This window comes from Streptomyces carpinensis (assembly GCF_002154505.1).
Taxonomy (GTDB): domain Bacteria; phylum Actinomycetota; class Actinomycetes; order Streptomycetales; family Streptomycetaceae; genus Streptomyces; species Streptomyces carpinensis.
Genome location: NZ_MUBM01000431.1, coordinates 1 through 22778, shown reverse-complemented (window position 1 = coordinate 22778; position 22778 = coordinate 1). Strand labels below are relative to the sequence as shown.

Genomic DNA, 22778 nt, shown 5'->3' with positions numbered 1-22778 from the left:
CAGGCCGAGGTACGCCCGTGCCGAGTCCCGCACGGGCGTACCTCGGCCTGCTCGGGATCACCCTGCTCAACCCCACCACGGTGATCTACTTCGCGGCGCTGGTCCTCGGCACCCGCGCCACGGACGCGGCGCCGCTGCCGGAGCAGGGGCTGTTCGTCCTGGCCGCCTTCGCCGCGTCCGCGAGCTGGCAGCTGCTGCTGGCCGGGGGCGGCGCACTGCTCGGCCGGGCCCTGACGGGCCGCCGGGGACGGCTGGTCACGGCCGTGGTCTCCAGCGCCGTGATCATGGCGCTGGCGGTGCGGACGGCGTTGGCCCAGACGTGAGGCGGGCCTGGCGGGACACGGCGCTCGGTCCGCCGCCGTGAACTGCCGGATTCCGTCAAGGCCGACGGCGCTCCCGGCGCCGGTGTTGAATGGCGGTGCACGAACCGTCACAGGATGCGACGAGAGGACGTAGGCCATGCCTCTTGAGGGCGAGTACGAGCCGAGCCCGGCCGAGTGGGTGCGCGAGCAGGTGGAGTTGTACGAGAGCTCCGGCGGCACCAAGGGCACCACGCTCATGGACACGGGACTGCCCGTGATCCTGCTGACCACGCGGGGAGCGCGCTCCGGCAGGATCCGCAAGACGCCGCTGATGCGCGTGGAGCACGACGGGCGCTATGCCGTGGTGGCCTCGCAGGGTGGCGCGCCCAACCACCCGTTCTGGTACTTCAACCTGAAGGCCGATCCCCGGGTCGAGCTGCAGGACGGTCCGGTCAGGCAGGACATGACGGCCCGCGAGGTCACCGGAAGCGAGAAGGCCGACTGGTGGGAGCGGGCCGTCGCCGCCTATCCGCCGTACGCCGAGTACCAGGAGAAGACCTCCCGGGAGATCCCGGTCTTCGTGCTGGAGCCCGCCGAGGCGCACTGAACCGCCGGGGGCGCCGGGACCGGGACCGAGCCGTCAGGGTGTCCTCCCGAACCGGCGCCGGGCCGCCGCACGCCTCCGTCCGGGAGAAATCCGGGTCGGCCAGGCATGGAGCGGCGGCCTTCGGGGCACCGCTCCTTCAGGCCCCGCCGCGCTCCCCCGTCGCGGCGGGGCTTTCGCGTGCCTCCTCGGCCGGCCGGTCGGTCACGTCGAGGAAGATCTGCTCCGCCTCGGGGACGGTGCGGGCGATCGAGCGCTTGATGCGCATCGCCACCTCCTCGACCCGTTCGCTGTCCAGCCCGGGAACCAGGTCGATCCGGGCCGCCACCAGCAGGGAGTCGAGGCCCGTCTTCATGGTGAACAGCGCCTCGACGCTGTCGATCTCCGGCTGTGCCCGCAGCAGGCTGCCGATCCGGCCGCTGAGTTCCGGGTCCGCCGCCTCCCCGATCAGCTGGTCGCGGGCGTCGCGGCCGAGCCGGTAGGCGACGTAGACGAGCAGTGCGCCGATCGCGAGCGAGGCGGAGGCCTCCCACACGACCTGCCCGGTGACCATGTGCAGCAGCATGCCGACGATGGCCAGCGTGACGCCGAGCACCGCGGTACCGTCCTCGGCGACGACCGTGCGCAGCGCCGGGTCCCGCAGCCGGCTCCCGCCGCCCTGCCGGCGCACCTGGTGCAGTGCCCGCAGCAGCGAGACACCCTCGGCGACGAGGGCGACCCCGAGCACGATCAGGCCCACCAGGTAGCCGGTGAAGTCCTCGTGCGCGCCGTTGCGCAGGGCCTCGGCGCCCTGGAAGAAGGAGAAGCAGCCGCCCATCACGAAGATGCCCACGGCGGCCAGGAGCGACCAGAAGAACCGCTCCTTGCCGTAGCCGAAGGGGTGCCGCCGGTCTGCCGGGCGGCGGCTGCGGCGCAGCGCGGCCAGCAGGAAGATCTCGTTGAGGCTGTCGGCGACGGAGTGGGCGGCCTCCGACAGCAGGGCCGGAGAGTGGGCCACGAGGCCGCCCACGGCCTTGGCGGCCGCGATGACCAGGTTCGCGGCGAGCGCCACCAGCACGGTGACGCGGGTCCTGCGGTCCGAGGCCGCCTCGGCGCCGGCTCCGGTCCGGCGCCGGCCGGCCATGTGGTCCTCGGATGGCGTCTCTTGTGTGTCGTGGGGTGTCCCGCTCACGTTGGCCGACTGCCCCCGTCCGGACCGATCACACCGTGCCGTCGGCGGATTTCGGGGAACGTGTCCACCAGGACACCCGTGCGGCAGGAGGGACGAGCCATGAGCGAGGGCGGCGAGGGCAACCGTGCGTACGGCCACAAGGCCTTCAAACGTTCGAAGAGTCACTTCGCGGACCGGATCACCGCCGACGGCCGGGACGGCTGGCCGGTGGAGGCGGGCCGCTACCGGCTGGTCGTCAGCCGGGCGTGTCCGTGGGCCAGCCGGGCGCTGGTCGCCAGGCGGCTGCTCGGACTCGAGGACGCCCTCTCGCTGGCCGTCGCCGATCCGATCCAGGACGACCGCAGCTGGCGGTTCACCCTCGATGCCGACGGCCGGGACCCGGTCCTGGGCATCCGCTTCCTGAGCGAGGCCTACGACCGGCGGGAGACCGGCTACCCCGGTGGGGTGAGCGTGCCCGCCGTCGTGGACGTGCTCAGCGGCGAGCTGGTGACCAACGACTTCCAGCAGATCACCCTCGACCTCGCCACGGAGTGGTCCGCCCTGCACCGGCCCGGGGCGCCGGACCTGTATCCGCGGGCGCTGCGGGACGAGATCGACACGGTGATGGCCGAGGTGTACGAGGACGTCAACAACGGTGTGTACCGGGCGGGCTTCGCCAACAGCCAGGAGGAGTACGAGGCCGCGTGCACGCGTCTGTTCCGGCGGCTGGAGCTGCTGGCCGACCGGCTGGCCGGTCAGCGCTACCTCGTCGGCGACACGATCACCGAGGCGGACATCCGGCTGTTCACCACTCTGGTCCGTTTCGACGCCGTGTATCACGGACACTTCAAGTGCAACCTCTGGAAACTGGCGGAGAATCCGGTGCTGTGGGCGTACGTCCGCGATCTCTACCAGACACCCGGGTTCGGCGACACGGTCGACTTCGACCACATCAAGCGGCACTACTACCAGGTGCACACGGGCATCAACCCGACCGGCATCGTGCCGCTCGGGCCCGATCCGTCCGGCTGGCTGACGCCGCATCACCGCGAGGAACTCGGCGGCCGGCCCTTCGGCGAGGGCACGGCGCCGGGTCCGGTACCGGACGGCGAGGAGGTCCCGCCCCAGGGCAGGCCCTGACCGCCCCCTCCCGCCGTTCCCTCCCCCGATCAGGTATCCGCACAAGGAGACACAGGTGGCCAAGAAGAAGCACAAGCTCCCACTCGCCTACCAGCCCATCGGCTTCGTGCTGGGCTGGGCCGGCGGTTCGCTGGCCGGGATCGCGTTCCGCGCCACGTGGAAGGCCATCCGCCACGAGGACGACGCCCCCGACGCGCTCGACCGGGACCGGCGCTGGGGCGAGATCCTGCTGGCCGCGGCGGTGCAGGGCGCCATCTTCGCCGTGGTGCGCAGCGCCGTGGACCGCGCCGGCGCGAAGGCCATCGAGCGCTCGACCGGCGTCTGGCCCACGAAGCAGCAAGGCGGGCGCGACTGAGCCGGCGCCTCAGCGTGCCGCCTGGAACGTCCGCCGGTAGGCCTGCGGCGAGACGCCGATCGCCGCGTGCAGGTGCTGGCGCAGCGAGGCGCCGGTGGCGAAGCCGACCTGGCCGGCGATCTGGTCGACCGTCAGGTCGCTGGACTCCAGCAGGTCCCTGGCCCTGGCCACGCGCTGCTGGATCAGCCAGCGGCCGGGGCTGAGGCCCACCTCGTCGTTGAACCGGCGGGTGAAGGTGCGCAGGCTCATCCGGGCGTGGCCGGCGAGGTCGGTGAGGGTGAGCGGTTCGCCCAGGTGCTCAAGGGCCCAGGCGCGGGTGGCGGCGGTGCTCACGGCGGCGTACTCGGGCACCGGCCGCATGATGTACTGCGCCTGCCCGCCGTCGCGGAAAGGCGGGACCACGCAGCAGCGGGCCACGAAGTTCGCCAGCGCGCTGCCGTGGTCCTGGCGCACGAGGTGCAGGCAGATGTCGACTCCGGAGGCGGCGCCCGCCGAGGTGAGGAACCGGCCGTCCTCGACGAAGAGCACGTCCGGGTCGAGGGCCACACGCGGGAAGGCGCGCCGGAAGCGTTCGGCGACATGCCAGTGCGTGGTGGCTCTGCGGCCGTCGAGCAGTCCGGCCGCGGCGAGGACGAAGGCACCCGTGCAGATGGAGACCACGCGCGCCCGGTCCGGGATCCGCGCGAGCGCCGCGGCGACCTCCCCCGGCAGTTCGTCGGGGATGCGGTCCGGGGGCATCGCCGTGATCACCACCGTGTCCGCGGTCTCCAGAATCTCCGGGCCGTGCTCGACGGTGAGGGAGAAGTCCGCACTGGTGCGGACCGGCTTGCCGTCGACCGTACAGGTCAGCACCTCGTACCGGCCGCCGGCCGCACCGAGTATCCGGCTGGGGATGCCCAGTTCGAAGGGATAGACGCCGTCCAGGGCCAGCACCACGACCCGCTCCACCCGCTGCATGGCACGATCCTATCGGTTGATGACCTTCATGCCATTTCCCCGGCGGGCGGACCCGGGCAAGGTGGTCCACCATGAGCGATGTGAACACCGCGAACACGATGCGTGCCATCAGCCAGGACGTCCTCGGCGGTCCCGGCGTGCTGAAGGAGATCGAGCTGGAGCGGCCCGCGCCGCGCCCCAACGAGGTGCTCGTCAGGGTGCGGGCCGCCGGAGTGAACCCCACCGACTGGAAGCACCGCGCCACGGGCGGCTTCCTCGGTGAGCCGCCCTTCGTCCTGGGCTGGGACGTCTCCGGCGTGGTCGAGGCGACGGGCATCGGCGTGGCCGCGTTCAAGCCCGGCGACGAGGTCTTCGGCATGCTGAGCTACCCGTTCGGCCACGGATCGCACGCCGAGTACGTCACCGCCCCCGCCCGCGCCTTCGCGCCGAAGCCCGCCGGGATCGACCACACCCAGGCGGGCGCCCTGCCGCTGGTCTCGCTGACGGCGTGGCAGGCACTGGTCGAGCGGGCTCAGGTGCGGGCCGGGCAGCGGGTGCTGATCCATGCGGCGGCGGGCGGTGTGGGTCATGTGGCGGTGCAGATCGCCAAGGCGCGCGGCGCGTACGTCATCGGCACCGCCAGCGAGGGCAAGCACGACTTCCTGCGCGAGATCGGCGTGGACGAGCCGATCGACTACCGCGCGACCGACTTCGCCGAGGCCGTGCGGGACGTCGACGTCGTGCTGGACACCATCGGCGGTGAGACGTCCGTCCGCTCGCTGCGGGTGCTGCGCCCGGGCGGGGTCGTGGTGTCGATCCTGCCGGTGGGCTCCGACGACTTCTACGAGGAGGCCGAGCGGCTCGGCGTCCGGGCGGTCCGGATGCTCGTCGACGCCGACCACCACGGGATGCGGGCGATCGCGGACCTGGTCGAGGAGGGCAGGCTCAAGGCCACGATCGCCGGTACGTTCCCGCTGGCCGAGGCCGCCAAGGCGCACGAGCTCGGGGAGACCGGACGCACCACGGGCAAGCTGGTCCTGCTGGTCGACTGACCCACAATATTCAAAGACATATGTCAACTGAACATGCTGGAATTCGCTCCAACGAGGGTAACTTGCTGAGCGGGGGCGGCTGTTGGCCCCCCTGAACCGCACCCCCGCAGCCGAGGCCGGTTGGAGGCGAAGTCGTCGTGGCGAACGAACACGCCCCGTTCACCCGGCATCTGCGGGTCCGCCGGGAGCGCGGGCACACCGTGCTGGAGTTCCACGGTGAGATCGACATCGCGGCGGCGGTGGAGATCATTCCCCACCTGGACCGGATCACGGCCCGGCCCCAGGCACGGGTGGTGATCGACCTGAGCGGTGTCGACTTCTTCGACTGCTCCGGGTTGCGCCTGCTGCACCGGGCCCGGGGCCGGGTCCTCGACCGGGGCGGCGAGCTGCGTCTGGTGTGCACGCATCCGCTGACGCTGCGCGTCATCAAGGTCACCGGCCTGTCCCGGGTGCTGCCCCCGCGGCCGACGCTGGACGCGGCCCTCGAACAACCCGAGGCCGCGTCCGGCTCGGTGTGACCGCTCGGCCACCACCGGCTCCTCCAGGTCATTCGCCCCGTGGTGCGTCGAACAGCGCGCTGACGGACTCCCCGTTGTGGATGCGCCGCACGGCCTCGGCGAGCGCGGGGGCGATGGACAGGATCCGGAGCTTGTCCTGGTAGTCCGGGTACTCCTCGTGGTCCTCCACCGGCACCGGCACGGTGTTGGTGCACACGATCTCCAGCACGTCGGGCTGCTCGGTGAGCCGCTTGAGCGCGCCCGCCGCGAACAGGCCGTGCGTGCAGGCGATCCGGATCGAGCGCGGCCCCGACTCGCGCAGCCGCTCAAGGAGTTCCAGCACCGTGCTGCCCTTGGCGATCTCGTCGTCCAGCACGATCACGTCCCGCCCGGCGACGTCACCGATGACCGAGCTGATGGTCACCCGGTCGTCGGCGTACCGCTGCTTGGCGCCGGCGGCCACCTGGGCGCCGATCATCCGGGCGAAGGCGGCGGCCTCCTTGGCGTTGCCGAGGTCCGGCGAGACGACGGTGGTGCGCGTCAGGTCGTACTGCCGGAAGTGCGCGGCCAGTTCGCGCAGCGCGTGCAGATGGTCGACGGGCACCGAGAAGAAGCCGTGCACCTGCGGCGCGTGCAACGTCATCGCGAGGACGCGGCCCGCGCCCGCCGCGACCAGCAGGTCGGCCACCAGCCTTCCGCCCAGCGAGATGCGCGGGGCGTCCTTCTTGTCGGAGCGAGCGTAGGAGTAGTGCGGCATCACGACCGTGATCCGCCCGGCGGAGGCGCCGCGGGCCGCGTCGCACATCAACAGCAGCTCCACCAGGTGCTCCTGTACCGGCTTGATCAGCGGCTGGACCAGGAAGACGTCCCGTTCCCGGCAGTTGGCCTGCAACTGCACCTCCAGGCAGTCGTTGGCGAACCTGCTGACCCGCGTCGGGCTGAGCGGCACGCCCAGGTGGGCGCAGACCTCCGCCGCCAACTCGGGATGGGCGCTGCCGCTGAACACCGCGATGTCTCGCACGATCCGCTCCTCGCATGATCATTCGGGCTGCCGGGCTCATGCTACTGACCGCTCCCGCGACCGCTCGGCCGTCCGGCGGGGCATCCGCCTTCCAGGCTCGGCGCCGGCCCGGGAACGGAAGGCGGACGGAAACGGCGGCGCGCGGACCGCGCATGTCTCCTCCGGCGTCGGGTCAGCCCAGCACGCCCGGCAGGGCCAGCGCGCCGAGCAGGGCCGTGCCCACCAGCAGCCAGGCCACGTAGTCGCCGACGTGCCCCGACTGCAGGCGGCGCAGGGGCAGCGCCCACCCGGGCGCGCCCAGCAGCCCCGGGCGGGTGACCGCCACCATGGCCAGTCCCACGGCGAGCAGGGTCGACAGCAGGTCCAGCAGCACCCCGGTGGCGGTCCAGTGCACCGAGGAGAACACCCCCCAGGTCCCGGCCGCCTCGACGGCGTGCCCCACCATGTCGGCGAAGCCGGGCACCGCGCCCACCACGAGCGCGGCGGCGAGCAGCACCGCCGGGACCGCCACCATGGGGAGGGGGACGTGGTTCAGCCGCTTCTGGGTCTCGGGCTCCTCGTCGGCGCCGGACGTCTCGTCCTCGTCGCTCTCCTCCCCGTCCCCTTCCTCGGGCCGCGGACCGAGCCCCAGGAAGACGCGGGCGGCGACCCTCAGCACCGCCGCCCCCGTGAGGGCGGAGGCGGCGACGTACAGCACGGTGAGGGGGCCGCCCACAGCCTCCTCGCTGACGGCCTTGCCGAGGCCCGTCCCGAAGGGCGGCAGCCCGGCCAGGGCCAGGGCACCGACGGCGAACATGACGCCGACGCCCCGCAGTCGCCGGGCCCGGCCGTGCAGATACAACTCGTCGACGCTGCCGTAGCGGTCCAGCAGGATGCCGGCGCAGGCGAACAGGGCGGCCTTCACGCCCGCGTGCCCGAGGATGTAGAGCGCGGTCCCGTCGTCCGCCTCTGCCTTCAGCACGCCGATGCCGACCAGGAACAGCCCGGTGTGCGCGATGGTGGAGAAGGCGAGCAGGCGCTTGATGTGCCGCTGGTACCAGCACATGACCGAGCCGACGGCGCCGGTCAGTACGCCGAGGACCACCAGTGCCCGGCTCGCGTCGGCCGCGGGGACCCCGCCCGGGCCGGAGAAGACGGTGCCGTACACCCGCCAGACCCCGTACGCGCCGAGTTCCACCATGACGCCCGACAGCAGCATGCACACGGGTGTGGGCGCGACAGCGTGCGCGTCGGGCAGCCAGAACTGGAAGGGCACGGCGGCGGCCTTCACCAGCAGGCCGGTCAGCACCATCACGAAGCCGGCCAGGGCCAGGGCGTCCGGCCCGTGGTGCGCGGCGGCCGCGTCCAGCCCGTGCCCGATCTTCGCCATGGCCAGTTCGCCGGTGCGGGCGTACAGCAGGGCGATACCCATGAGCATGAAGTAGGCGCCCAGCGAGTTGACGACGCCGAAGGTCACCCCGCCCTGCACGGCCCTGGCCTCGTCGATGCGGTACCCGGTCAGCGCGTAGGCGACGACGCTCATCAGCTCGAAGAAAACGAACAGGTTGAACAGGTCGCCGGCGATCGCGAAGCCGCACATGCCGCCCTGGAAGAGCAGTATCAGTGCGGGGAAGGTACCGGCGTGCCCGCGGGGCGGCTCGTCGAAGTAGTGCCACGAGTAGGCCAGCGCGGCCAGGGTGATCAGCGAGACGAGCGCCACCAGGCCGAGCGACACGCCGTCCCCGAGGAGGACGATGCCCACGCTCTCGCCGCCCTTCGGGAACCAGCCGCCGACCCACTCCACCAGCGGCGGCGAGGAGTGCGGCAGCAGCACGATCGCGAGGGCGGCCGTGGTCGCCGCGGCCACGCAGGCGAAGGCCTCGGCGACCGGGCGCGGCACGTGCCGGCCGCCCGCGACGAGCAGGCCGGCGCCCAGCAGGGGTACCGCGGGCAGCAGCGGCAGCAGACGGTGCATCAGCCGCGCAGCTCCCTCAGCTCGTCGGGATCGACCGTGCCATGCCGTTTGGCGATCTGCACGGTCAGCGCGAGCAGCAGCGCGGTCACCGTCGCGCCGACGACGATGTCGGTGAGAGTGAGGGCCTGGACGACCGGGTCGACCACCGGCCGCGAGCCGGGCCGGATGTCGGAGAAGACGGGCGCGGTGCCGCCGTCGCGGTAGCCGACGGCGAGCAGCAGGACGTACGTCGCCGACTGGCACACGGCCAGGCAGCCCACGGCGTGGATCAGGTTACGGCTGGTGGCCAGGCCGTAGGCGCCGACCAGGAACACGTAGGCGGCGACCAGATAGGGAAGGACGTGCATCACGGCGGTCACGGCGCTCTCACTCCCCGCTGCCCTCCTCGATCTCGACGGCCTGGTCCAGGAACCGGGCGAGCAGCACGACGACCGCGCAGGCGACCTCCATGCCGATGGCCGCGTTCAGCAGCGGGACGGTGCCGCCCGAGGACAGCATGTTGAAGGTGCCGTAGGGCAGCAGGGTGTTGGCGAGGAAGGCGCTGCCCGCCAGCACGCCGGCGAAGCCCAGGACCAGATAGGCGGACGCGGACAGCGCGTCGCCGATCTCGTAGGCCTCGATCGGACGGATGCGTTCCAGTGCGGCGTAGTCGGCGCCCAGGTACATCAGGTGCAGGGCGGTCGCGGCGACCACGCCGCCCTGGAAGCCGCCGCCGGGGCTGAGCTGTCCGTGGGCGATCACATAGAGGCCGGTGACCAGGGCGACCGGCAGCACGATCAGCGCGTAGCGGCGTACGGGCGCCGCGACCTCGCAGGGCGCGGGCGGATCGCGGTGCTCGTCGCGGGCCTGGCGCAGCAGCACGACGCAGCCGAGGACGGCCCCGAAGAGGATCGTCATCTCGCCCATCGTGTCGAAGGCGCGCTGGTCGAAGTTGACGGAGGCGACGGTGTTGGCGGTGTGCCGGGCGAGGGCCGCGCGGACGGCACGGTCGCCGTAGGGGTGCCACGGGCCGCCGAAGACGGGAAGCCGCAGGCAGGCCGCGACCAGGAGGGCGGCGAGTCCCCCGCCGCCCAGGACCACCAGCCACAGCCTGGTGCGCGGGTTCACTGCCTGCTGTCCTTGCCGTGGGCGGAGCGCCGCCGGACCTTGCGCACCGAGAGCATGATCAGCAGCGGGGTCAGGGCCGAGCCCACGGCGAGCTGCGACAGCCCGACGTCGGGTGCCTGCAGCACGGTGAACAGCACGGCCAGGGAGGTGCCGAGCACGGCCAGGATCAGCGCCTGGCGCGCGGGGTCGCGGTTGGCGACGGCCGCGGTCGCACAACCGGCGACGGCCAGCAGCGCCACGACGACGACCGCGTCAGTCACGGCTCACCCCCGGGAAGCCGCCGGAGAGCGCCCGGGAGGCGAGGAGGTTCCCGCCGACCAGCAGCGCCCCGATGACAAGGAGTTTCACCATGGCCCGGCCGGGCCCGGTGACCGCGCAGAGCACGGCCACGACGACCGTGCCGACGCCGGCGGCGACCCAGGTCGGGCCCCAGGCCTGCGGCGGGTTGTCGCCGAGTTCGTCGGCGAGCAGCCGAACGAAGACGAGTGTGCCGACCGGGCCGAGCAGGGCCAGGAGCAGGGCGAGATCGACGTAGGCGGTGCGGCTGTAGCCCTGGGAGAGCAGCAGCAGGCCGGGGCAGACCAGGGCGGTGGACAGGTTCTGGGCGACCACGCGGCGCCCCAGCGGGCCGGTCGCCACGCCCCACAGGGTCGTCCCGAGGCCGACGGCCAGCACCACCGTCGCCGCGAGGATCCAGCCGTTCACCGCCGGCTCACCGCCGCCCGCCGGCCGGCCCGTGCGACCAGGGCGCCCAGGCCCGCCGCGCACGCGCCGACCACCCATTCCAGGGTGTAGACCGTGCTGATCAGCATCAGCCACAGCACGACGAGCGCGGCCCACCAGGCCAGCACCTCGCCCACGGCGAGCAGCGTCGTACGCGTCTTCACACGCCACCTCCGCAGGCTCGGCCCCTGTTCGCTGATGTGCGCCGGCCGCCTCGCGTCCGGTACGCCGCTTCCCGGCATCCAAGCACCGCCCCGGCAGCGGGCGGCGCGGCGGCGCGCGGGTCTGCAGCCCGGATGCCCCGACAGCAGCAACGGAAACCGGCCGGATGCACCGCCCCCGATGCGGTGGCGGGGGCCGCATCCTCGGACCGATCGGGGGTAACCGCCTTGCCGAACGGGGAAGTTGACGTTTGGAGGACCCAATGGCCCGGGTGGCGTTCCGTCCGCTCACCTTGTTCCGACCGCGCAAGGCCGAGGCGGGGCGCACGGCGTCCGGGTCCCGTACGGCCAGAGCGGGGTGCGCCGCCTCCCGGCCCCGTACGGCCAAGGCGGCCAAGGCGGGGCGCACGGCGAGGGGACCGCGTACGCTCTGGGCCCGGATCCGGCGTACGGCCCGGGCCCGGCGTGCCCCTCGGTCGGGCACGGCGGCCGAACGCCAGCCGCTTCCCTGGCCCGTTCGCCTGCCCGCGATGGGGTGCGCCTTCGTCTTCATGGTGGCGTTCGCCGTCGTACTGGCCCGGCTCACGCTCCAGCCGTCCCCCTCGTCCACGCACCTGGTGCACACCAATCTGCATCCGGGCCGCTCGCTGCGGGCCACGTTGGACCAGCCGGGTCTGCGCGAGGCGGTGAAGCAGATCGGCGGCAACCTGCTGCTGGGCGTGCCCTTCGGCGTGCTGGTGCCGGTGGTGGCACCCGGCGCGCGCGGGCTGCTGCGCGTGCTGCTGCTGACCGTCATCGTGATGCTGCTGGTGGAGTTCGCCCAGGGCGCACTGATCACCGGGCGGGCGTTCGACATCGACGACGTCATCCTCAACACGACCGGGGCGCTGGTCGGTTACCTGGCGCTGGGACGTCGACTGGGCCGGTCCGTGCACGCGCGCCGGCGGCGCGAGCGCGCCTGAGCGGCTGTCAGAGCCGGTCTGGACCAGGGTCTTGACGACCACTTACTTCACTCCTTAAATCAAGAAGCGACACCAACCCCCCACAACGGTCGGCGCGCCCGTGCACCGGGCCGCCGTACGGAAGGGAGAGCCGTGGCCCGTCCACGCCTGCTCCGCAGATGTCTCCTCACCGCCCTGTCCGCCGTGCTCGTCGGCTCGGCCGCGGCCGGCACCGCGCGAGCGGACGCACCGAGAGCCTCCGCCGCCGTCGCCGCGGTGACGACGTTCTCCGACACCTTCGACGGGCCCGCGGGCGCGGCCGTCGACCCCGCCAAGTGGCAGACGGAGACCGGCGACAACGTCAACAACCACGAGCGGCAGTACTACACGCCGGGCAACAAGAACGCCGCCCTCGACGGTCAGGGCCACCTGGTCATCACCGCCCGGCGCGAGAACCCGGCCAACTACCAGTGCTGGTACGGCACCTGCCAGTACACCTCGGCCCGGTTGAACACCTCGGGGAAGTTCGCCGCGCAGTACGGGCACGTCGAGGCGCGGATGAAGATCCCGCGGGGGCAGGGCATGTGGCCCGCGTTCTGGATGCTCGGCACCGACATCGGGCAGGTCGGCTGGCCGAACTCCGGCGAGATAGACGTGATGGAGAACGTCGGCTTCGAGCCCTCGACGGTCCACGGGACGATCCACGGTCCCGGCTACTCCGGCTCGGCCGGCATAGGCGCGCCGTACTCGCTGCCGGGCGGCCAGGCGTTCGCGGACGCCTTCCACACCTTCGCCGTCGACTGGGCACCGGGCTCGATCACCTGGTCGGTGGACGGGACCGTCTACCAGCGTCGCACGCCCGCCGACCTGGGCGGGAAGACCTGGGTGTTCGACAAGCCGTTCTTCCTGATCCTCAACCTCGCGGTGGGCGGCTACTGGCCGGGCGACCCGGACGGTTCCACGTCCTTCCCGCAGCAGCTGGTGGTCGACTCGGTGTCGGTCACCACGAGCAACACGTCCACCGGCGCCGCGATCCGGGGACTGGCCGGAAAGTGCGTGGACGTGGCCGGCGCGAACTCCGCCAACGGAACCCCGGTGCAGCTCTACGACTGCAACGGCACCGCCGCCCAGCAGTGGACGTTCGCCTCCGACGGCACCCTGCGCGCGCTCGGCAAGTGCCTCGACGTCACGGACAACGGCACCGCCGACGGCTCCACCGTCCAGCTGTGGGACTGCACCGGCGGCCCGAACCAGAAGTGGGTGCTCTCCTCGGCGCACGACATCGTCAACCCCCAGGCGAACAAGTGCCTGGACGTCACCGGCAACAACTCCGCCAACGGCACCCGGCTGCAGATCTGGACCTGCACGGGCGGCGCCAACCAGAAGTGGACGGTGGGATGAGGGATCCCGCGAGGCCGTGACGGGCCCGCCGGGACGGCAACGGCCCGGCGGGCCGGTCACGGGTCCGGTGACCTGGGAGCGGTCCGGTAGACCGGAGCAGTCCGGTGCACCGGAAAGGTCCAGCGGACGGCCGCGGGTGACGGGCGGGCGAACCCTGAGGGTCCGGTCGACCGGGAACGGTCCTGTGGATCGGTCGCGGGAGACACGCGGGCGAGCCCTAGGGTCTTTCGTTTGGATTCAGGCCGGATCAGGAAGCGGGGCCTGGTGCGTGCAGCTGCAAGGCGGAGGAGGGAGTCGACGCGATGGGGGTCCCCCTGCTCGTCAAGAGCTTGGGGGAGTCGGCGACCGACGACAACGCCGCTGGGGGCACCGCCCACGCCCTTGAGGCAGTGGGCAGCGCGTGCCGGACCGCGCGAGCCCGGCATGATCCAAACGAAAGACCCTAGTGCGGAGTCCAGGTGAACTTGTCGCCGCCCACCCACCGGACCACGTCCGGGTCGTCCAGGTCGTGGACCGGGATGCCGAACGCCGCGGCGGCCTGGAGGACATCGGTGACGGTCTTCGCCTCGCCGACCACCTCACCGTCGATCTCCACGATGCGGAAAGGCGGATGGCCCGGCTGTACCCCGAGCACCATGATTCGCGGCTGGGAGATGTAGGGGCTCGCGCTTTCGGTCATGCCATCAAGCCTAGGACGCGCCCGCCCTCGACGAGGACCCGCGCCGCGGGAACCTGTACGGCGGTCGCACGGCGGCGCGCTCAGGGGCGCCGCCAGTCGTCGCCGGTCAGGTGCGAGCCGGCCATCGGCCCCATCCGCAGCATGCCGCCGTCCACGCTCCAGGACGCCCCCGTGACGTAGGAGGCGTCGGGGCCGGCGAGGAAGGCGATCACGGCCGCGACCTCGCGGGCGTCACCGGGGCGCCCCAGCGGCACGCCGGGACGGCGCTCGGTGTGCACGTCCGTGTCCTCCTGGCCGGTCATCGGCGTGGCGATCTCCCCCGGCGCCACCGCGTTCACGGTGATCCCGTGCTCGGCCAGTTCCAGGGCCATCACCTGGGTGAGCAGGCCGAGACCGCCCTTGGCCGCGCAGTACGGAGCGGCGCCCACGCGCGGCTGGTGCTCGTGCACCGAGGTCACGTTGACGATCCGGCCGCCGTCGCCCTGCGCGATCATCCGCCGGGCCGCCTTCTGCCCGCACAGCAGCGGCCCCACCAGGTCCACGTCCAGCACTCGGCGCACGTCGTCCAGGCCGAGGTCGAGGAACGGCGTGGCCGTACCCGTTCCGGCGTTGTTGACCAGGACGTCGATCCGGCCGCCCAGTTCCCCGGCCAGCTCGTCGAGGGCGTCCGCGGCGGCGGGCAGCCGGGTGAGGTCCATCCGGGTGACGGCGGCCCGGCGCCCCTTCGCACGGACCTCCGCGGCGGTCCTCTCGGCGCCCTTCTCGTCGCTGTGCCAGGTGATGCCGATGTCCAGCCCCGCCTCGGCCAGCCGGACGGCGGTGGCGCGGCCGATGCCGGAATCGGCTCCGGTGATCACGGCCACCCTGGCGACGGCCGACGTAGATGCGGACATGACATACCTCCTGCTGCGGTACGCGACCTCCTGAACGAGCCATCGCACTACCCGAGGGGCGTCACGGACAAACCGTCGGGTGGGCCGGACGGGCGGACGCGCCGGGCGAGCCCCGCGAGCCGCACGAGCGGGACGACCCGGCGGGGACGTGCTGCCGCGGTCCGGCTGGTGCGGTCGTACCGGGCCTGGGGGACTCTGGTGGTGGAGGTGACGATGGACCCCGTCGAGGCACTGGACCGGATCGCCTTCCTGCTGGAGCGGGCACAGGCGCCGACGTACCGTGTGCGCGCCTTCCGCACGGCGTCCCGGACGCTGGCGGAGATGCCCGCCGAGGAGGTCGCGCAGCGCGCCTCGGCCGGGACGCTGGAGTCGCTCAGGGGTCTCGGCCCGAAGACCGCGCAGGTGGTGCGGGAGGCGCTGGCCGGGACCGTGCCCGGATATTTGCGGAGGCTTCAGGACGAGGCGGAGGACCCGCTCGCCCACGGCGGCCGGGAGCTGCTGGCCCGACTGCGCGGGGACTGCCATCTGCACTCCGACTGGTCGGACGGCGGGAGCCCGATCGACGAGATGGGCCGGGCCGCGGCACGCATCGGGCACGAGTGGGCGGTGCTCACCGACCACTCACCGCGGCTGACGGTGGCCCGGGGGCTCTCCGCCGAGCGGCTGCGCGAGCAGCTGGAGGTGGTGGCCGGGCTGAACGAGACCTGGGCGCCGTTCCGGCTGCTGACCGGCATCGAGTGCGACATCCTCGACGACGGCTCGCTCGACCAGGATCCGGAGCTGCTGGAGCAGCTGGACGTGGTCGTCGTGTCGGTGCACTCCAAGCTGCGGATGGACGCCCGCTCCATGACCCGCCGCATGGTCGCCGCCGTCCGCAACCCGCACTCCGACGTGCTCGGACACTGCACCGGGCGGCTGGTGACCGGGCGGGGGCGGCCGGAGTCGGAGTTCGACGCGGACGAGGTGTTCGCCGCCTGCGCCGAGACCGGCACGGCCCTGGAGATCAACAGCCGCCCGGAGCGGCTGGACCCGCCGCGGCGGCTGCTGCGCCGCGCGGTCGAGGCGGGCGTGCTGTTCTCCGTCGACACCGACGCGCACGCGCCCGGCCAGCTGGACTGGCAGATCCACGGCTGCGCGCGGGCCGAGGAGTGCGGGGTGCCACCCGAGCGCGTGGTGACCACGTGGTCCCGCGAAGAGCTGCTGGACTGGGCGCGGGAGCGCCGGACACCGTCCGGAGTGGCGAGCGCCTGACGTGGTACTCGTGGGAAACCCGGCAACCGAGGTGAGCGAGGGAGTTTCCCGGATGGTGGACCGTGCCGCCGTGTTCGACGTCGACGGAACACTCGTCGACACCAACCATCTCCACGTCACGACCTGGTGGGAGGCCTTCCGGCAGGCCGGGCACCGGGTGCCTATGCACGCCATCCACCGGTCCGTGGGGCTCGGCTCCACCGACCTGATCGCGCACCTGCTCGGCGACGACCGCGACAAGGACGGGGACGCCGAGCTCAGCGCGGCGCACACCGCGCTCTACGCCCAGTACTTCGACCGGCTGCCCGCACTCGCCGACGCCGGGCGGCTGCTGCGTCGCCTGCACCAGGACGGCTGGACGGTGGTGCTGGCCACCTCGGCGAGCGGTCCCGAGCTGAGCGCGCTGCGCCGTGCGATCGACGCGGACGACGCCATCGCCGCGACGGCGAGCGCCGACGACGTGGAGGAGGGCAAGCCCGCGCCCGAGCCGGTCGAACACGCCCTGGAACTGGCCGGGGTGCCCGCCGAGCGGGCGGTTTTCGTGGGCGACACCGTGTGGGACATGCGTGCCGGCAGCCGGGCCGGGGTGCGCTGCGTGGGCGTGCTGTGCGGCGGCATCCCGCGCGGCGACCTGGAGGAGGCCGGGGCCGGCGCCGTCTACGACGACCCCGCCCACCTGCTGGCGTCGCTGCCGAACAGTCCCCTCGCCTGAACCGCCCGGCCTCGGGTCCGCCGACCGGAGAACGCGGCGAAATCGGCTCGATTCGCCTGCTTGACCCCCTGGGACCTGCGGATACCCGCAGGGAATGACTCGCGTACCGGAAATTCCAGGACGTACTCCCCCGCAGGTTTCCCGGCAGGACGGACGACCGGCTCCCCCGCCCGAGTCCCGGCAGGACGGCCGGCCGGATGCGCGGGAGGAGCCCGGCCAGGAGACCCACCAGGGTCTACGGCACCGGGTGCGCGCCCTCGCCCGGTTCCCTGGTCCCCGGCCGGTGCACGCGGTACGCGAGGAGGCGCGCCGCGTCGGGCGGGCCGTCCGGGCCGTGGGGCGCGGTCCGGGCCGGGAGCGGGACCTGGTCGTGCAGTCGCTCAAGGCCGCCGCGGCGGCGCTGCTGGCCTGGTTCGTGGCCAAGGACTGGCTGGGCGATCCGATGGCCCTGATGGCGCCCTGGGTGGCGCTGGTCATGGTGCAGTCGACGGTGTACAGCTCGCTGCGCCGGGCGGCGCAGCAGTGCGCGGCGATCTGCGCGGGGACGCTGCTCGCCTCGGCTGCGCAGGCGGTCACCGGCGACACCCTGGGCGCACTCGCCCTGTGCCTGCCGCTGCTGATGCTGCTGGCGAACTGGTCGCGCTTCGGCGACCAGGGGATCTACGGTGCCACCACCGCGATCTTCACGCTCGCCGCGGGCAGTGTCTCGGCCGCCTCGGTCGGGCACCGGCTGGGCCAGGCGGCGCTGGGCGCGGCGATCGGGGTCGCCGTCAACGCGTTCGTCCTGCCGCCGATCCATCTGCGGGATGTGCGGGCGAACCTCGCCGCGGTCGCCCGGGAGACGGGAGACCTGCTGTGCGCGGTCGCCGCCGAACTCCGGGAGGGGAACTGGGACGCCACGTCGGCGGGCGAGTGGTCCCGTGGCTCCGCCCGGCTCGAACACCGCCTGGAGACGCTGAACTCGGCGCGCCGGTGGAGCCGGGAGAGCCTGCGCCTGACGGACGGTGCGCTGCGCGCCCTGCGCCGGCTGCCCACGCGCCTGCCTCCGGAGACGGAGGACGAGCGCTGGAGCCGGGTCACCGGCCATGTGCGAGCGCTCACCCGGACGCTCGCGATCGCGGCCGACGAGGACCGCGCGCCCGCGCCCCCGGACGCGCCGTTGCTGCGGACGTACGCCGATCTGCTGGAGCTGATCGCGCAGGCGTGCCACGCGGAGAGCGGCCGGCTGCTCGACGAACGCCCGGCCCGTCGGCCGGCGGAGTGGGCCGGCGAGACCCGCCGGGAGTTGCGTCGCCGCCTGCACGACGGGCTGCGGGAGCACGCGGGCCGCCGGACGGCCAGGGCCACGGTCCTCGGATCGCTGCTGCTGCAGGCCGAGAGCCTGTGGACGGAGATCGTGCCGCACACCGCGTCTGAGTGATACAGATCACCAGGTGAACCGGCAGATGCCGGAACACCGGACCGTGGTTCCCCGTTGAACAGAGCGTGGGTGCGGATGGGACAGTGTCCCCGGGCCTCACCTATTGCCCACAGGGACGATCGTTCGGCTGAAGCCCTGTGGAGCGTCTCGCCGAGAGGCGACCGCCATGCGTGCCCACATCTGGACCGCCCCGACCGTGATTCCCCCGTCCGGTCGGGGCTTTCCCCTGTCCGGGTCCCGCGGCGGACCGTGCCACGCGCTCGGCGCTTGACTTCGAGAGCACTCCAATTCGTAGCGTTCCCGGCATGAGCACTACGGCACAGCACAAGATCGGTTCGGGTTTCGACGCGAAGAGCACCGCCGACGACGTCCTGCGGGGCATCGACCTCACCGGAAAGCTCGCGATCGTCACCGGCGGCTACTCGGGCCTCGGCCTGGAGACCACGCGCGCACTGACCCGTGCGGGCGCCCACGTGGTCGTCCCCGCCCGGCGCCCCGCCGCCGCCCGGGAGGCTCTTCAGGGCGTCGACGGCGCCGAGGTGGACGCGCTCGACCTGGGCGACCTGGACAGCGTCCGCGACTTCGCCGAGCGCTTCCTGGGCTCCGGCCGCACCGTCGACATCGTCATCGACAACGCCGGGATCATGGCCTGCCCGGAGACCCGGGTGGGGCCCGGCTGGGAGGCCCAGTTCGCGACCAACCACCTCGGCCATTTCGCCCTGGTCAACCGCCTGTGGCCGGCGATCGAGCCGGGTGGCGCCCGCGTGGTCTCGGTCTCCTCGCGCGCCCACCACTTCTCCGGCATCCGCTGGGACGACCTCCACTGGCAGCGGGGCTACGACAAGTGGGAGGCCTACGGCCAGGCCAAGACCGCGAACGTCCTGTTCGCCGTCCACCTCGACGCTCTCGGACGCGACTTCGGCGTCCGGGCCTTCGCCCTCCACCCGGGCGGCATCCACACCCCGCTCCAGCGCCACATCCCCAAGGAGGAGATGATCGAGCGCGGCTGGATCGACGAGAACGGCGACCTCCTCAACCCCGAGGGCTTCAAGACCCCGCAGCAGGGCGCCGCCACCCAGGTCTGGGCGGCGACCTCGCCCCAACTGGACGGCCTGGGCGGCGTCTACCTGGAGGACTGCGACGTCGCCGAACCGGCGCAGGAGGGTGCCGAGCGCAGCGGAGTCAAGGACTGGGCGACCGACCCCGCCCAGGCGGCCCGCCTGTGGGACCTCTCCGCGGAGCTGACGGGCGTGAACGCGTTCGCGTCCCAGGACTGAGACATGTCCGGCGACACCTGTCCGGACGGGCCGTCAGGTCCGTGGCGAGGTGATGAACTCCCGCAGATCCGCGGTGAGTCGTTCGGCGTGGGTGATGTGCAGGCCGTGGCCGGCGTCGTCGTAGACCTTCAGGATGCTGCCGGGCAGGAGGGCAGCCGATCGGCGGCCGGTCACGGACAGGGGGGCCGAGGTGTCGTGGGTGCCGTGCACGACGAGTACCGGCAGGTCGAGCTTGGGCATCTCGGGGGCCACGTTCACCTCGGCGACCATGGCGACGACGGCGTTCGCGGCCCGGGCGGTGGAGACCAGGGCCTGGTCGACCGCGTGGCGCACGTACGCCGGTGACACGTCGTTGCCGGGCCGGTCGAGGGCGAAGAAGGCCCCGACCCCGCTCTCGTAGAACGCCGCCCGGTCCCGGCGGAGCGCCTCGTTGGCGGTCCGCATGACGGCCGGGTCCACGCCGTCCGGGTTGTCGGCCGAGCGGGCCAGGCCCGGCGCGATGCCGGCGACGAGGGCGGCCCGGGCGACCCGGCCGGTGCCGTGCCGCGTCAGGCAGCGCACGATCTCCGCGCTGCCCACCGAGTGACCGACCAGAGTCACCTCGTCCAGGTCCAGGTGGTCGAGCAGCCCGTGCAGGTCGTCGGCGAGCGTGTCCAGGTCGTAGCCGCCCCAGACGTCGTCGGAACGACCGTGGCCCCGCCGGTCCAGGGCGAGGCAGCGGTGGCCCTCCTCCGCCAGCGGCAGCATCTGGAACTCCCACATCTCGGTGCCGAAGTAGGCGCTGTTCGCGAAGACCACCACGGGTCCGTCGGCCGGCCCGTAGTCGGCGTAGTGCAGGCGGGTGCCGTCGACGGGGCTGGTGAAGTACGGCATGGAGGACCTCCCGGAGTCCGGCGGTGGGGTGAGCGGGTACGTCCTCGATGGTTCCGGACGGCGCGGTGCGGGGCGATTACCTGTGACGTCATGACGGGCGGATGCACGGGGGTCGCCGGGCGGGCGGCGCCGCCGGGTTGATCGGTGCGGACCGGGTACTCGGAGTCCGCACCGTCCGCCCCGCCGAAGGGAGACGCAGGTGAACAGCGCGTCGGGCAGCAGGGTCGTCGTCACGGGCGCCACCGGCAACGTAGGTACGAGCGTCGTCCGCCTCCTCGCCGAGGATCCGGAGGTCGCGTCGGTGCGGGGCCTGGCCCGCCGGATCCCGCAGTGGTCACCGCCGAAGACGGAGTGGGTGGCGGTGGACGTGGCGTCCGAGCAGGCCGGACTGGCCGGGCAGTTCGAGGGCGCCGACGCCGTGATCCATCTGGCCTGGGCGTTCCAGCCGACCCATGATCCGGCGACGACCTGGCGCACCAACGTGCTCGGCAGCATCCGGGTCTTCGACGCGGTGGCCGCCGCCCACGTGCCGGTGCTGGTGCACGCGTCGTCGGTCGGCGCGTACTCCCCGGGCCCGAAGGACCACGCCGTGGACGAGTCCTGGCCGACCCACGGCTGGCCGGACGCCGCGTACACGCGGGAGAAAGCGTACCTGGAGCGGGCCCTGGACACCTTCGAGCGGGACCATCCGGACGTCAGGGTGGTGCGGATGCGTCCGGGGTTCCTCTTCAAGGCGGAGTCGGCGAGCGAACAGCGCCGTATCTTCGGCGGCCGGTTCCTGCCGGGTCCCCTGGCGCGGCCGGAGCTGCTGCCGTTCCTGCCGGACGTCCCGGGCCTGCGCGTGCAGGTGCTGCACACCGACGACGGCGCCCGGGCCTACCAGCTGGCGCTGCGGCGCGACGTGCGGGGGGCCTTCAACCTGGCCGCCGACCCGCCGCTGGACGCCGAGGTGCTCGCCGAGATGCTCGGCACCCGGCCCGTACGCCTGCCGCGAGCCGCCGCCCGCTCCGCGATCGCGGCCGCCTGGGGTCTGCATCTGCTGCCCGCCTCGCCCCATCTCTTCGACGCGGTTCTCCGCCTTCCCTTGATGGACTGCACGCGTGCGCACACCGAACTGGGCTGGCGCCCGGAGCAAACGGCGACCGACGTCATCCAGGAGTTCCTGCGGGGTCTGCAGCGCGGCGAGGGTGCGCAGACCGACCCCCTGCGGGGCCGCAAGGTCGGCTGAGGCGGTCACTCCGGCCGGGCCCCGCCCGGCCGGAGTGACCGCAGGAGCCGCCCGTCAGCCGGGCGGCTCTTGCGGTGCGGGGTGTTCGGGGTGCACGTTTGCCGCGTTCGGGGCGCCCTGACGGCCGGTGCCCGCCTCGTCGGTGTCGGGGACGTCCTCGTCGGTGCCGGGCTCGTTCCGGGCGGACCTGCGTGGGCTGGACTCGGCGACCTCCCAGGGGTCCTCGCCCGTCCGGGCCTGCTGGTCCGGCATGTCCCGGGGAACCGGCGGGGCGTTCTCGCCAGGGGCTTCGCGGCGGTGCTCGGTCACGGCATACTCCTCTCGCGTCCGTCGCGTCGGGGCCGAGGTGCGGGTACCGTGCCCGTGACCTGCGAAACCTCTTGGATGGGCGGCGCGGAGGCACGGCGTTTCGTCAGGGGTTCGCAGGGCCGCCCGTCAGGGGTCCACAGGGGTGTTTCAGCCACGCAGCCGCAGTGCCCTCATCTGCTCCTCCAGCGGGCCGAGGCCGACGTCCTGCCGGCGTTCGTCGACGGTCTCCGGCCGGCGGATCGGGCACGGGCGCAGCGACACGGGGTCGATCCGCGTCCCGTAGTACTGCGGCTCGCCCAGCTCCACGGCGCAGTGGTCGGCGATGTAGGCGAGGTGGACGGCGGGACAGCGGCCGTCGGCCGCGGCCCGAGCGATCAGATCCCGGCACCGCAGCCGGAAGCGCAGGTCGGTCGCGTGCAGCAGGATCGTCAGGGCGGCGGTCGACGCGGCCGGTCCCACGAGGTCCGTGGCCGGCCAGCCGTGCCGGCGCACGAGCGCCGCGAGTGCCTCGGCGTTGTCGCGACGGCACTCGACGACCCGGCGCCGACGCTCCGGGGTGGGAGCGGCTCCCGCCTCCCTGGTCAGTTCCCGGTCCTCGCCGGCCCTGCGGACCAACTCGGCCGCCGACGCCGCGGCGTGCTCCGCGGGCATGGCCTGCCCCGCGCCGGCCGGGGGCACCGAGCTGTCCACGTGTGCGACGGGGCGGACGTCGGGGGCGGGCGCCGCTGAGGTCCCCACTGCCGGCAGCCGCGCCGTCCCTCCCCCCGGGTACGCCGCCGGCGACGGCGGCGG

At 73.0% G+C, this 22778-nt stretch carries 26 protein-coding genes and 1 pseudogene; 13 read left to right on the top strand and 14 right to left on the bottom strand.

Translation table 11 applies throughout. The features are described 5' to 3' along the window. Together BZY54_RS42070 and BZY54_RS42065 are read left to right on the top strand one after the other, a co-directional pair. Positions 1 to 323: pseudogene (locus tag BZY54_RS42070) on the top strand (LysE family transporter); the annotation flags it as partial. 136 nt (positions 324 to 459) lie between these two features. Then, positions 460 to 909: a nitroreductase family deazaflavin-dependent oxidoreductase gene (locus BZY54_RS42065; protein WP_086730638.1), complete on the top strand. Its 450-nt coding sequence runs from the start codon at positions 460 to 462 to the stop codon at positions 907 to 909. A gap of 136 nt (positions 910 to 1045) precedes the next feature. Here BZY54_RS42065 and BZY54_RS42060 read toward each other — a convergent pair whose 3' ends face one another. Further along, positions 1046 to 2029 (bottom strand): cation diffusion facilitator family transporter, encoded by a 984-nt coding sequence (locus tag BZY54_RS42060; protein WP_086730637.1) that lies wholly within the window; start codon positions 2027 to 2029, stop codon positions 1046 to 1048. A gap of 147 nt (positions 2030 to 2176) precedes the next feature. Between BZY54_RS42060 and BZY54_RS42055 the strand changes: the two genes are divergently transcribed. Both BZY54_RS42055 and BZY54_RS42050 read left to right on the top strand, forming a co-directional pair. Then, on the top strand, positions 2177 to 3196 hold the full coding sequence (locus BZY54_RS42055; protein ID WP_086730636.1) for a glutathione S-transferase family protein: 1020 nt from the start codon (positions 2177 to 2179) through the stop codon (positions 3194 to 3196). A gap of 55 nt (positions 3197 to 3251) precedes the next feature. Further along, on the top strand, positions 3252 to 3551 hold the full coding sequence (locus BZY54_RS42050; protein ID WP_086730635.1) for a DUF4235 domain-containing protein: 300 nt from the start codon (positions 3252 to 3254) through the stop codon (positions 3549 to 3551). 9 nt (positions 3552 to 3560) lie between these two features. On the opposite strand, the gene BZY54_RS42045 is transcribed toward BZY54_RS42050, so the two are convergent. After that, positions 3561 to 4508, bottom strand: a complete 948-nt coding sequence (locus tag BZY54_RS42045) for a GlxA family transcriptional regulator (RefSeq protein ID WP_086730634.1) — start codon at positions 4506 to 4508, stop codon at positions 3561 to 3563. Between the two features lie 71 nt (positions 4509 to 4579). Here BZY54_RS42045 and BZY54_RS42040 point away from each other — a divergent pair, with 71 nt between their 5' ends. Together BZY54_RS42040 and BZY54_RS42035 are read left to right on the top strand one after the other, a co-directional pair. Then, positions 4580 to 5539 carry an NADP-dependent oxidoreductase gene (locus BZY54_RS42040; protein ID WP_086730633.1) on the top strand — a complete coding sequence of 320 codons (960 nt, stop codon included), beginning with the start codon at positions 4580 to 4582 and terminating at the stop codon, positions 5537 to 5539. Between the two features lie 137 nt (positions 5540 to 5676). Next, positions 5677 to 6057, top strand: a complete 381-nt coding sequence (locus BZY54_RS42035; RefSeq protein WP_086730632.1) for an anti-sigma factor antagonist — start codon at positions 5677 to 5679, stop codon at positions 6055 to 6057. 28 nt (positions 6058 to 6085) lie between these two features. Here BZY54_RS42035 and BZY54_RS42030 read toward each other — a convergent pair whose 3' ends face one another. From BZY54_RS42030 to BZY54_RS42000, 7 genes are all read right to left on the bottom strand, one after another. Continuing rightward, a complete protein-coding gene (locus tag BZY54_RS42030) occupies positions 6086 to 7057 on the bottom strand; it encodes a ribose-phosphate diphosphokinase (protein WP_086730631.1) in 972 nt (323 codons plus the stop codon). A 172-nt stretch (positions 7058 to 7229) separates the two neighbouring features. Beyond that, the gene (locus tag BZY54_RS42025; protein WP_086730630.1) at positions 7230 to 9011 is read right to left on the bottom strand and encodes a complex I subunit 5 family protein; all 1782 of its coding nucleotides are present in this window, start codon (positions 9009 to 9011) and stop codon (positions 7230 to 7232) included. Next, positions 9011 to 9358, bottom strand: coding sequence for a sodium:proton antiporter (locus BZY54_RS42020; protein WP_086730641.1), 348 nt, complete (start codon positions 9356 to 9358; stop codon positions 9011 to 9013). The genes BZY54_RS42025 and BZY54_RS42020 overlap by 1 nt, the downstream gene beginning before the upstream one ends. Positions 9359 to 9377: 19 nt before the next feature. Further along, positions 9378 to 10118: an MnhB domain-containing protein gene (locus BZY54_RS42015; protein WP_086730629.1), complete on the bottom strand. Its 741-nt coding sequence runs from the start codon at positions 10116 to 10118 to the stop codon at positions 9378 to 9380. Continuing rightward, complete coding sequence (locus BZY54_RS42010; protein ID WP_086730628.1) at positions 10115 to 10378, bottom strand: Na(+)/H(+) antiporter subunit B; 264 nt, start codon at positions 10376 to 10378, stop codon at positions 10115 to 10117. The genes BZY54_RS42015 and BZY54_RS42010 overlap by 4 nt, the downstream gene beginning before the upstream one ends. Next, a complete protein-coding gene (locus BZY54_RS42005; RefSeq protein WP_086730627.1) occupies positions 10371 to 10823 on the bottom strand; it encodes an MrpF/PhaF family protein in 453 nt (150 codons plus the stop codon). The genes BZY54_RS42010 and BZY54_RS42005 overlap by 8 nt, the downstream gene beginning before the upstream one ends. Further along, positions 10820 to 11005, bottom strand: coding sequence for a hypothetical protein (locus BZY54_RS42000; RefSeq protein ID WP_086730626.1), 186 nt, complete (start codon positions 11003 to 11005; stop codon positions 10820 to 10822). The genes BZY54_RS42005 and BZY54_RS42000 overlap by 4 nt, the downstream gene beginning before the upstream one ends. 290 nt (positions 11006 to 11295) lie before the next feature. Between BZY54_RS42000 and BZY54_RS41995 the strand changes: the two genes are divergently transcribed. Further along, on the top strand, positions 11296 to 11964 hold the full coding sequence (locus tag BZY54_RS41995) for a VanZ family protein (RefSeq protein WP_425276373.1): 669 nt from the start codon (positions 11296 to 11298) through the stop codon (positions 11962 to 11964). Positions 11965 to 12096: 132 nt separating this feature from the next. Then, on the top strand, positions 12097 to 13344 hold the full coding sequence (locus BZY54_RS41990) for a lectin (RefSeq protein WP_086730624.1): 1248 nt from the start codon (positions 12097 to 12099) through the stop codon (positions 13342 to 13344). A 442-nt stretch (positions 13345 to 13786) separates the two neighbouring features. Here BZY54_RS41990 and BZY54_RS41985 read toward each other — a convergent pair whose 3' ends face one another. After that, positions 13787 to 14023, bottom strand: a complete 237-nt coding sequence (locus BZY54_RS41985) for a hypothetical protein (RefSeq protein ID WP_086730623.1) — start codon at positions 14021 to 14023, stop codon at positions 13787 to 13789. An 80-nt stretch (positions 14024 to 14103) separates the two neighbouring features. Beyond that, positions 14104 to 14916: an SDR family oxidoreductase gene (locus BZY54_RS41980; RefSeq protein WP_086730622.1), complete on the bottom strand. Its 813-nt coding sequence runs from the start codon at positions 14914 to 14916 to the stop codon at positions 14104 to 14106. A 213-nt stretch (positions 14917 to 15129) separates the two neighbouring features. Here BZY54_RS41980 and BZY54_RS41975 point away from each other — a divergent pair, with 213 nt between their 5' ends. From BZY54_RS41975 to BZY54_RS41960, 4 genes are all read left to right on the top strand, one after another. Continuing rightward, entirely contained in the window at positions 15130 to 16167 is a 1038-nt protein-coding gene (locus tag BZY54_RS41975) for a PHP domain-containing protein (protein WP_086730621.1), read from the top strand. A gap of 55 nt (positions 16168 to 16222) precedes the next feature. Further along, positions 16223 to 16879 carry an HAD family hydrolase gene (locus BZY54_RS41970; protein WP_086730640.1) on the top strand — a complete coding sequence of 219 codons (657 nt, stop codon included), beginning with the start codon at positions 16223 to 16225 and terminating at the stop codon, positions 16877 to 16879. Positions 16880 to 16973: 94 nt separating this feature from the next. Beyond that, entirely contained in the window at positions 16974 to 18299 is a 1326-nt protein-coding gene (locus BZY54_RS41965) for an FUSC family protein (protein ID WP_086730620.1), read from the top strand. A gap of 305 nt (positions 18300 to 18604) precedes the next feature. Continuing rightward, on the top strand, positions 18605 to 19576 hold the full coding sequence (locus tag BZY54_RS41960; RefSeq protein ID WP_086730619.1) for an SDR family NAD(P)-dependent oxidoreductase: 972 nt from the start codon (positions 18605 to 18607) through the stop codon (positions 19574 to 19576). 33 nt (positions 19577 to 19609) lie between these two features. Here BZY54_RS41960 and BZY54_RS41955 read toward each other — a convergent pair whose 3' ends face one another. Continuing rightward, positions 19610 to 20449 carry an alpha/beta fold hydrolase gene (locus tag BZY54_RS41955; RefSeq protein WP_086730618.1) on the bottom strand — a complete coding sequence of 280 codons (840 nt, stop codon included), beginning with the start codon at positions 20447 to 20449 and terminating at the stop codon, positions 19610 to 19612. A 199-nt stretch (positions 20450 to 20648) separates the two neighbouring features. Here BZY54_RS41955 and BZY54_RS41950 point away from each other — a divergent pair, with 199 nt between their 5' ends. Continuing rightward, on the top strand, positions 20649 to 21677 hold the full coding sequence (locus BZY54_RS41950; protein ID WP_086730617.1) for an SDR family oxidoreductase: 1029 nt from the start codon (positions 20649 to 20651) through the stop codon (positions 21675 to 21677). Between the two features lie 54 nt (positions 21678 to 21731). Here BZY54_RS41950 and BZY54_RS41945 read toward each other — a convergent pair whose 3' ends face one another. Together BZY54_RS41945 and BZY54_RS41940 are read right to left on the bottom strand one after the other, a co-directional pair. Beyond that, positions 21732 to 21986 carry a hypothetical protein gene (locus tag BZY54_RS41945; RefSeq protein WP_086730616.1) on the bottom strand — a complete coding sequence of 85 codons (255 nt, stop codon included), beginning with the start codon at positions 21984 to 21986 and terminating at the stop codon, positions 21732 to 21734. A gap of 147 nt (positions 21987 to 22133) precedes the next feature. After that, a partial coding sequence (locus BZY54_RS41940) for a DUF6624 domain-containing protein (protein WP_341868735.1) occupies positions 22134 to 22778 on the bottom strand: 645 nt, incomplete at its 5' end.

Coding starts and splice junctions, on each gene's coding strand:
- BZY54_RS42040 (WP_086730633.1), top strand. CDS start 4,580: ATGAGCGATGTGAACACCGCGAACACGATGCGTGCCATCAGCCAGGAC.
- BZY54_RS42025 (WP_086730630.1), bottom strand. CDS start 9,011: ATGCACCGTCTGCTGCCGCTGCTGCCCGCGGTACCCCTGCTGGGCGCC.
- BZY54_RS42055 (WP_086730636.1), top strand. CDS start 2,177: ATGAGCGAGGGCGGCGAGGGCAACCGTGCGTACGGCCACAAGGCCTTC.
- BZY54_RS41980 (WP_086730622.1), bottom strand. CDS start 14,916: ATGTCCGCATCTACGTCGGCCGTCGCCAGGGTGGCCGTGATCACCGGA.
- BZY54_RS41955 (WP_086730618.1), bottom strand. CDS start 20,449: ATGCCGTACTTCACCAGCCCCGTCGACGGCACCCGCCTGCACTACGCC.
- BZY54_RS42045 (WP_086730634.1), bottom strand. CDS start 4,508: ATGCAGCGGGTGGAGCGGGTCGTGGTGCTGGCCCTGGACGGCGTCTAT.
- BZY54_RS41965 (WP_086730620.1), top strand. CDS start 16,974: ATGACTCGCGTACCGGAAATTCCAGGACGTACTCCCCCGCAGGTTTCC.
- BZY54_RS41960 (WP_086730619.1), top strand. CDS start 18,605: ATGAGCACTACGGCACAGCACAAGATCGGTTCGGGTTTCGACGCGAAG.
- BZY54_RS41975 (WP_086730621.1), top strand. CDS start 15,130: ATGGACCCCGTCGAGGCACTGGACCGGATCGCCTTCCTGCTGGAGCGG.
- BZY54_RS42020 (WP_086730641.1), bottom strand. CDS start 9,358: ATGCACGTCCTTCCCTATCTGGTCGCCGCCTACGTGTTCCTGGTCGGC.
- BZY54_RS42065 (WP_086730638.1), top strand. CDS start 460: ATGCCTCTTGAGGGCGAGTACGAGCCGAGCCCGGCCGAGTGGGTGCGC.
- BZY54_RS41985 (WP_086730623.1), bottom strand. CDS start 14,023: ATGACCGAAAGCGCGAGCCCCTACATCTCCCAGCCGCGAATCATGGTG.
- BZY54_RS42060 (WP_086730637.1), bottom strand. CDS start 2,029: ATGGCCGGCCGGCGCCGGACCGGAGCCGGCGCCGAGGCGGCCTCGGAC.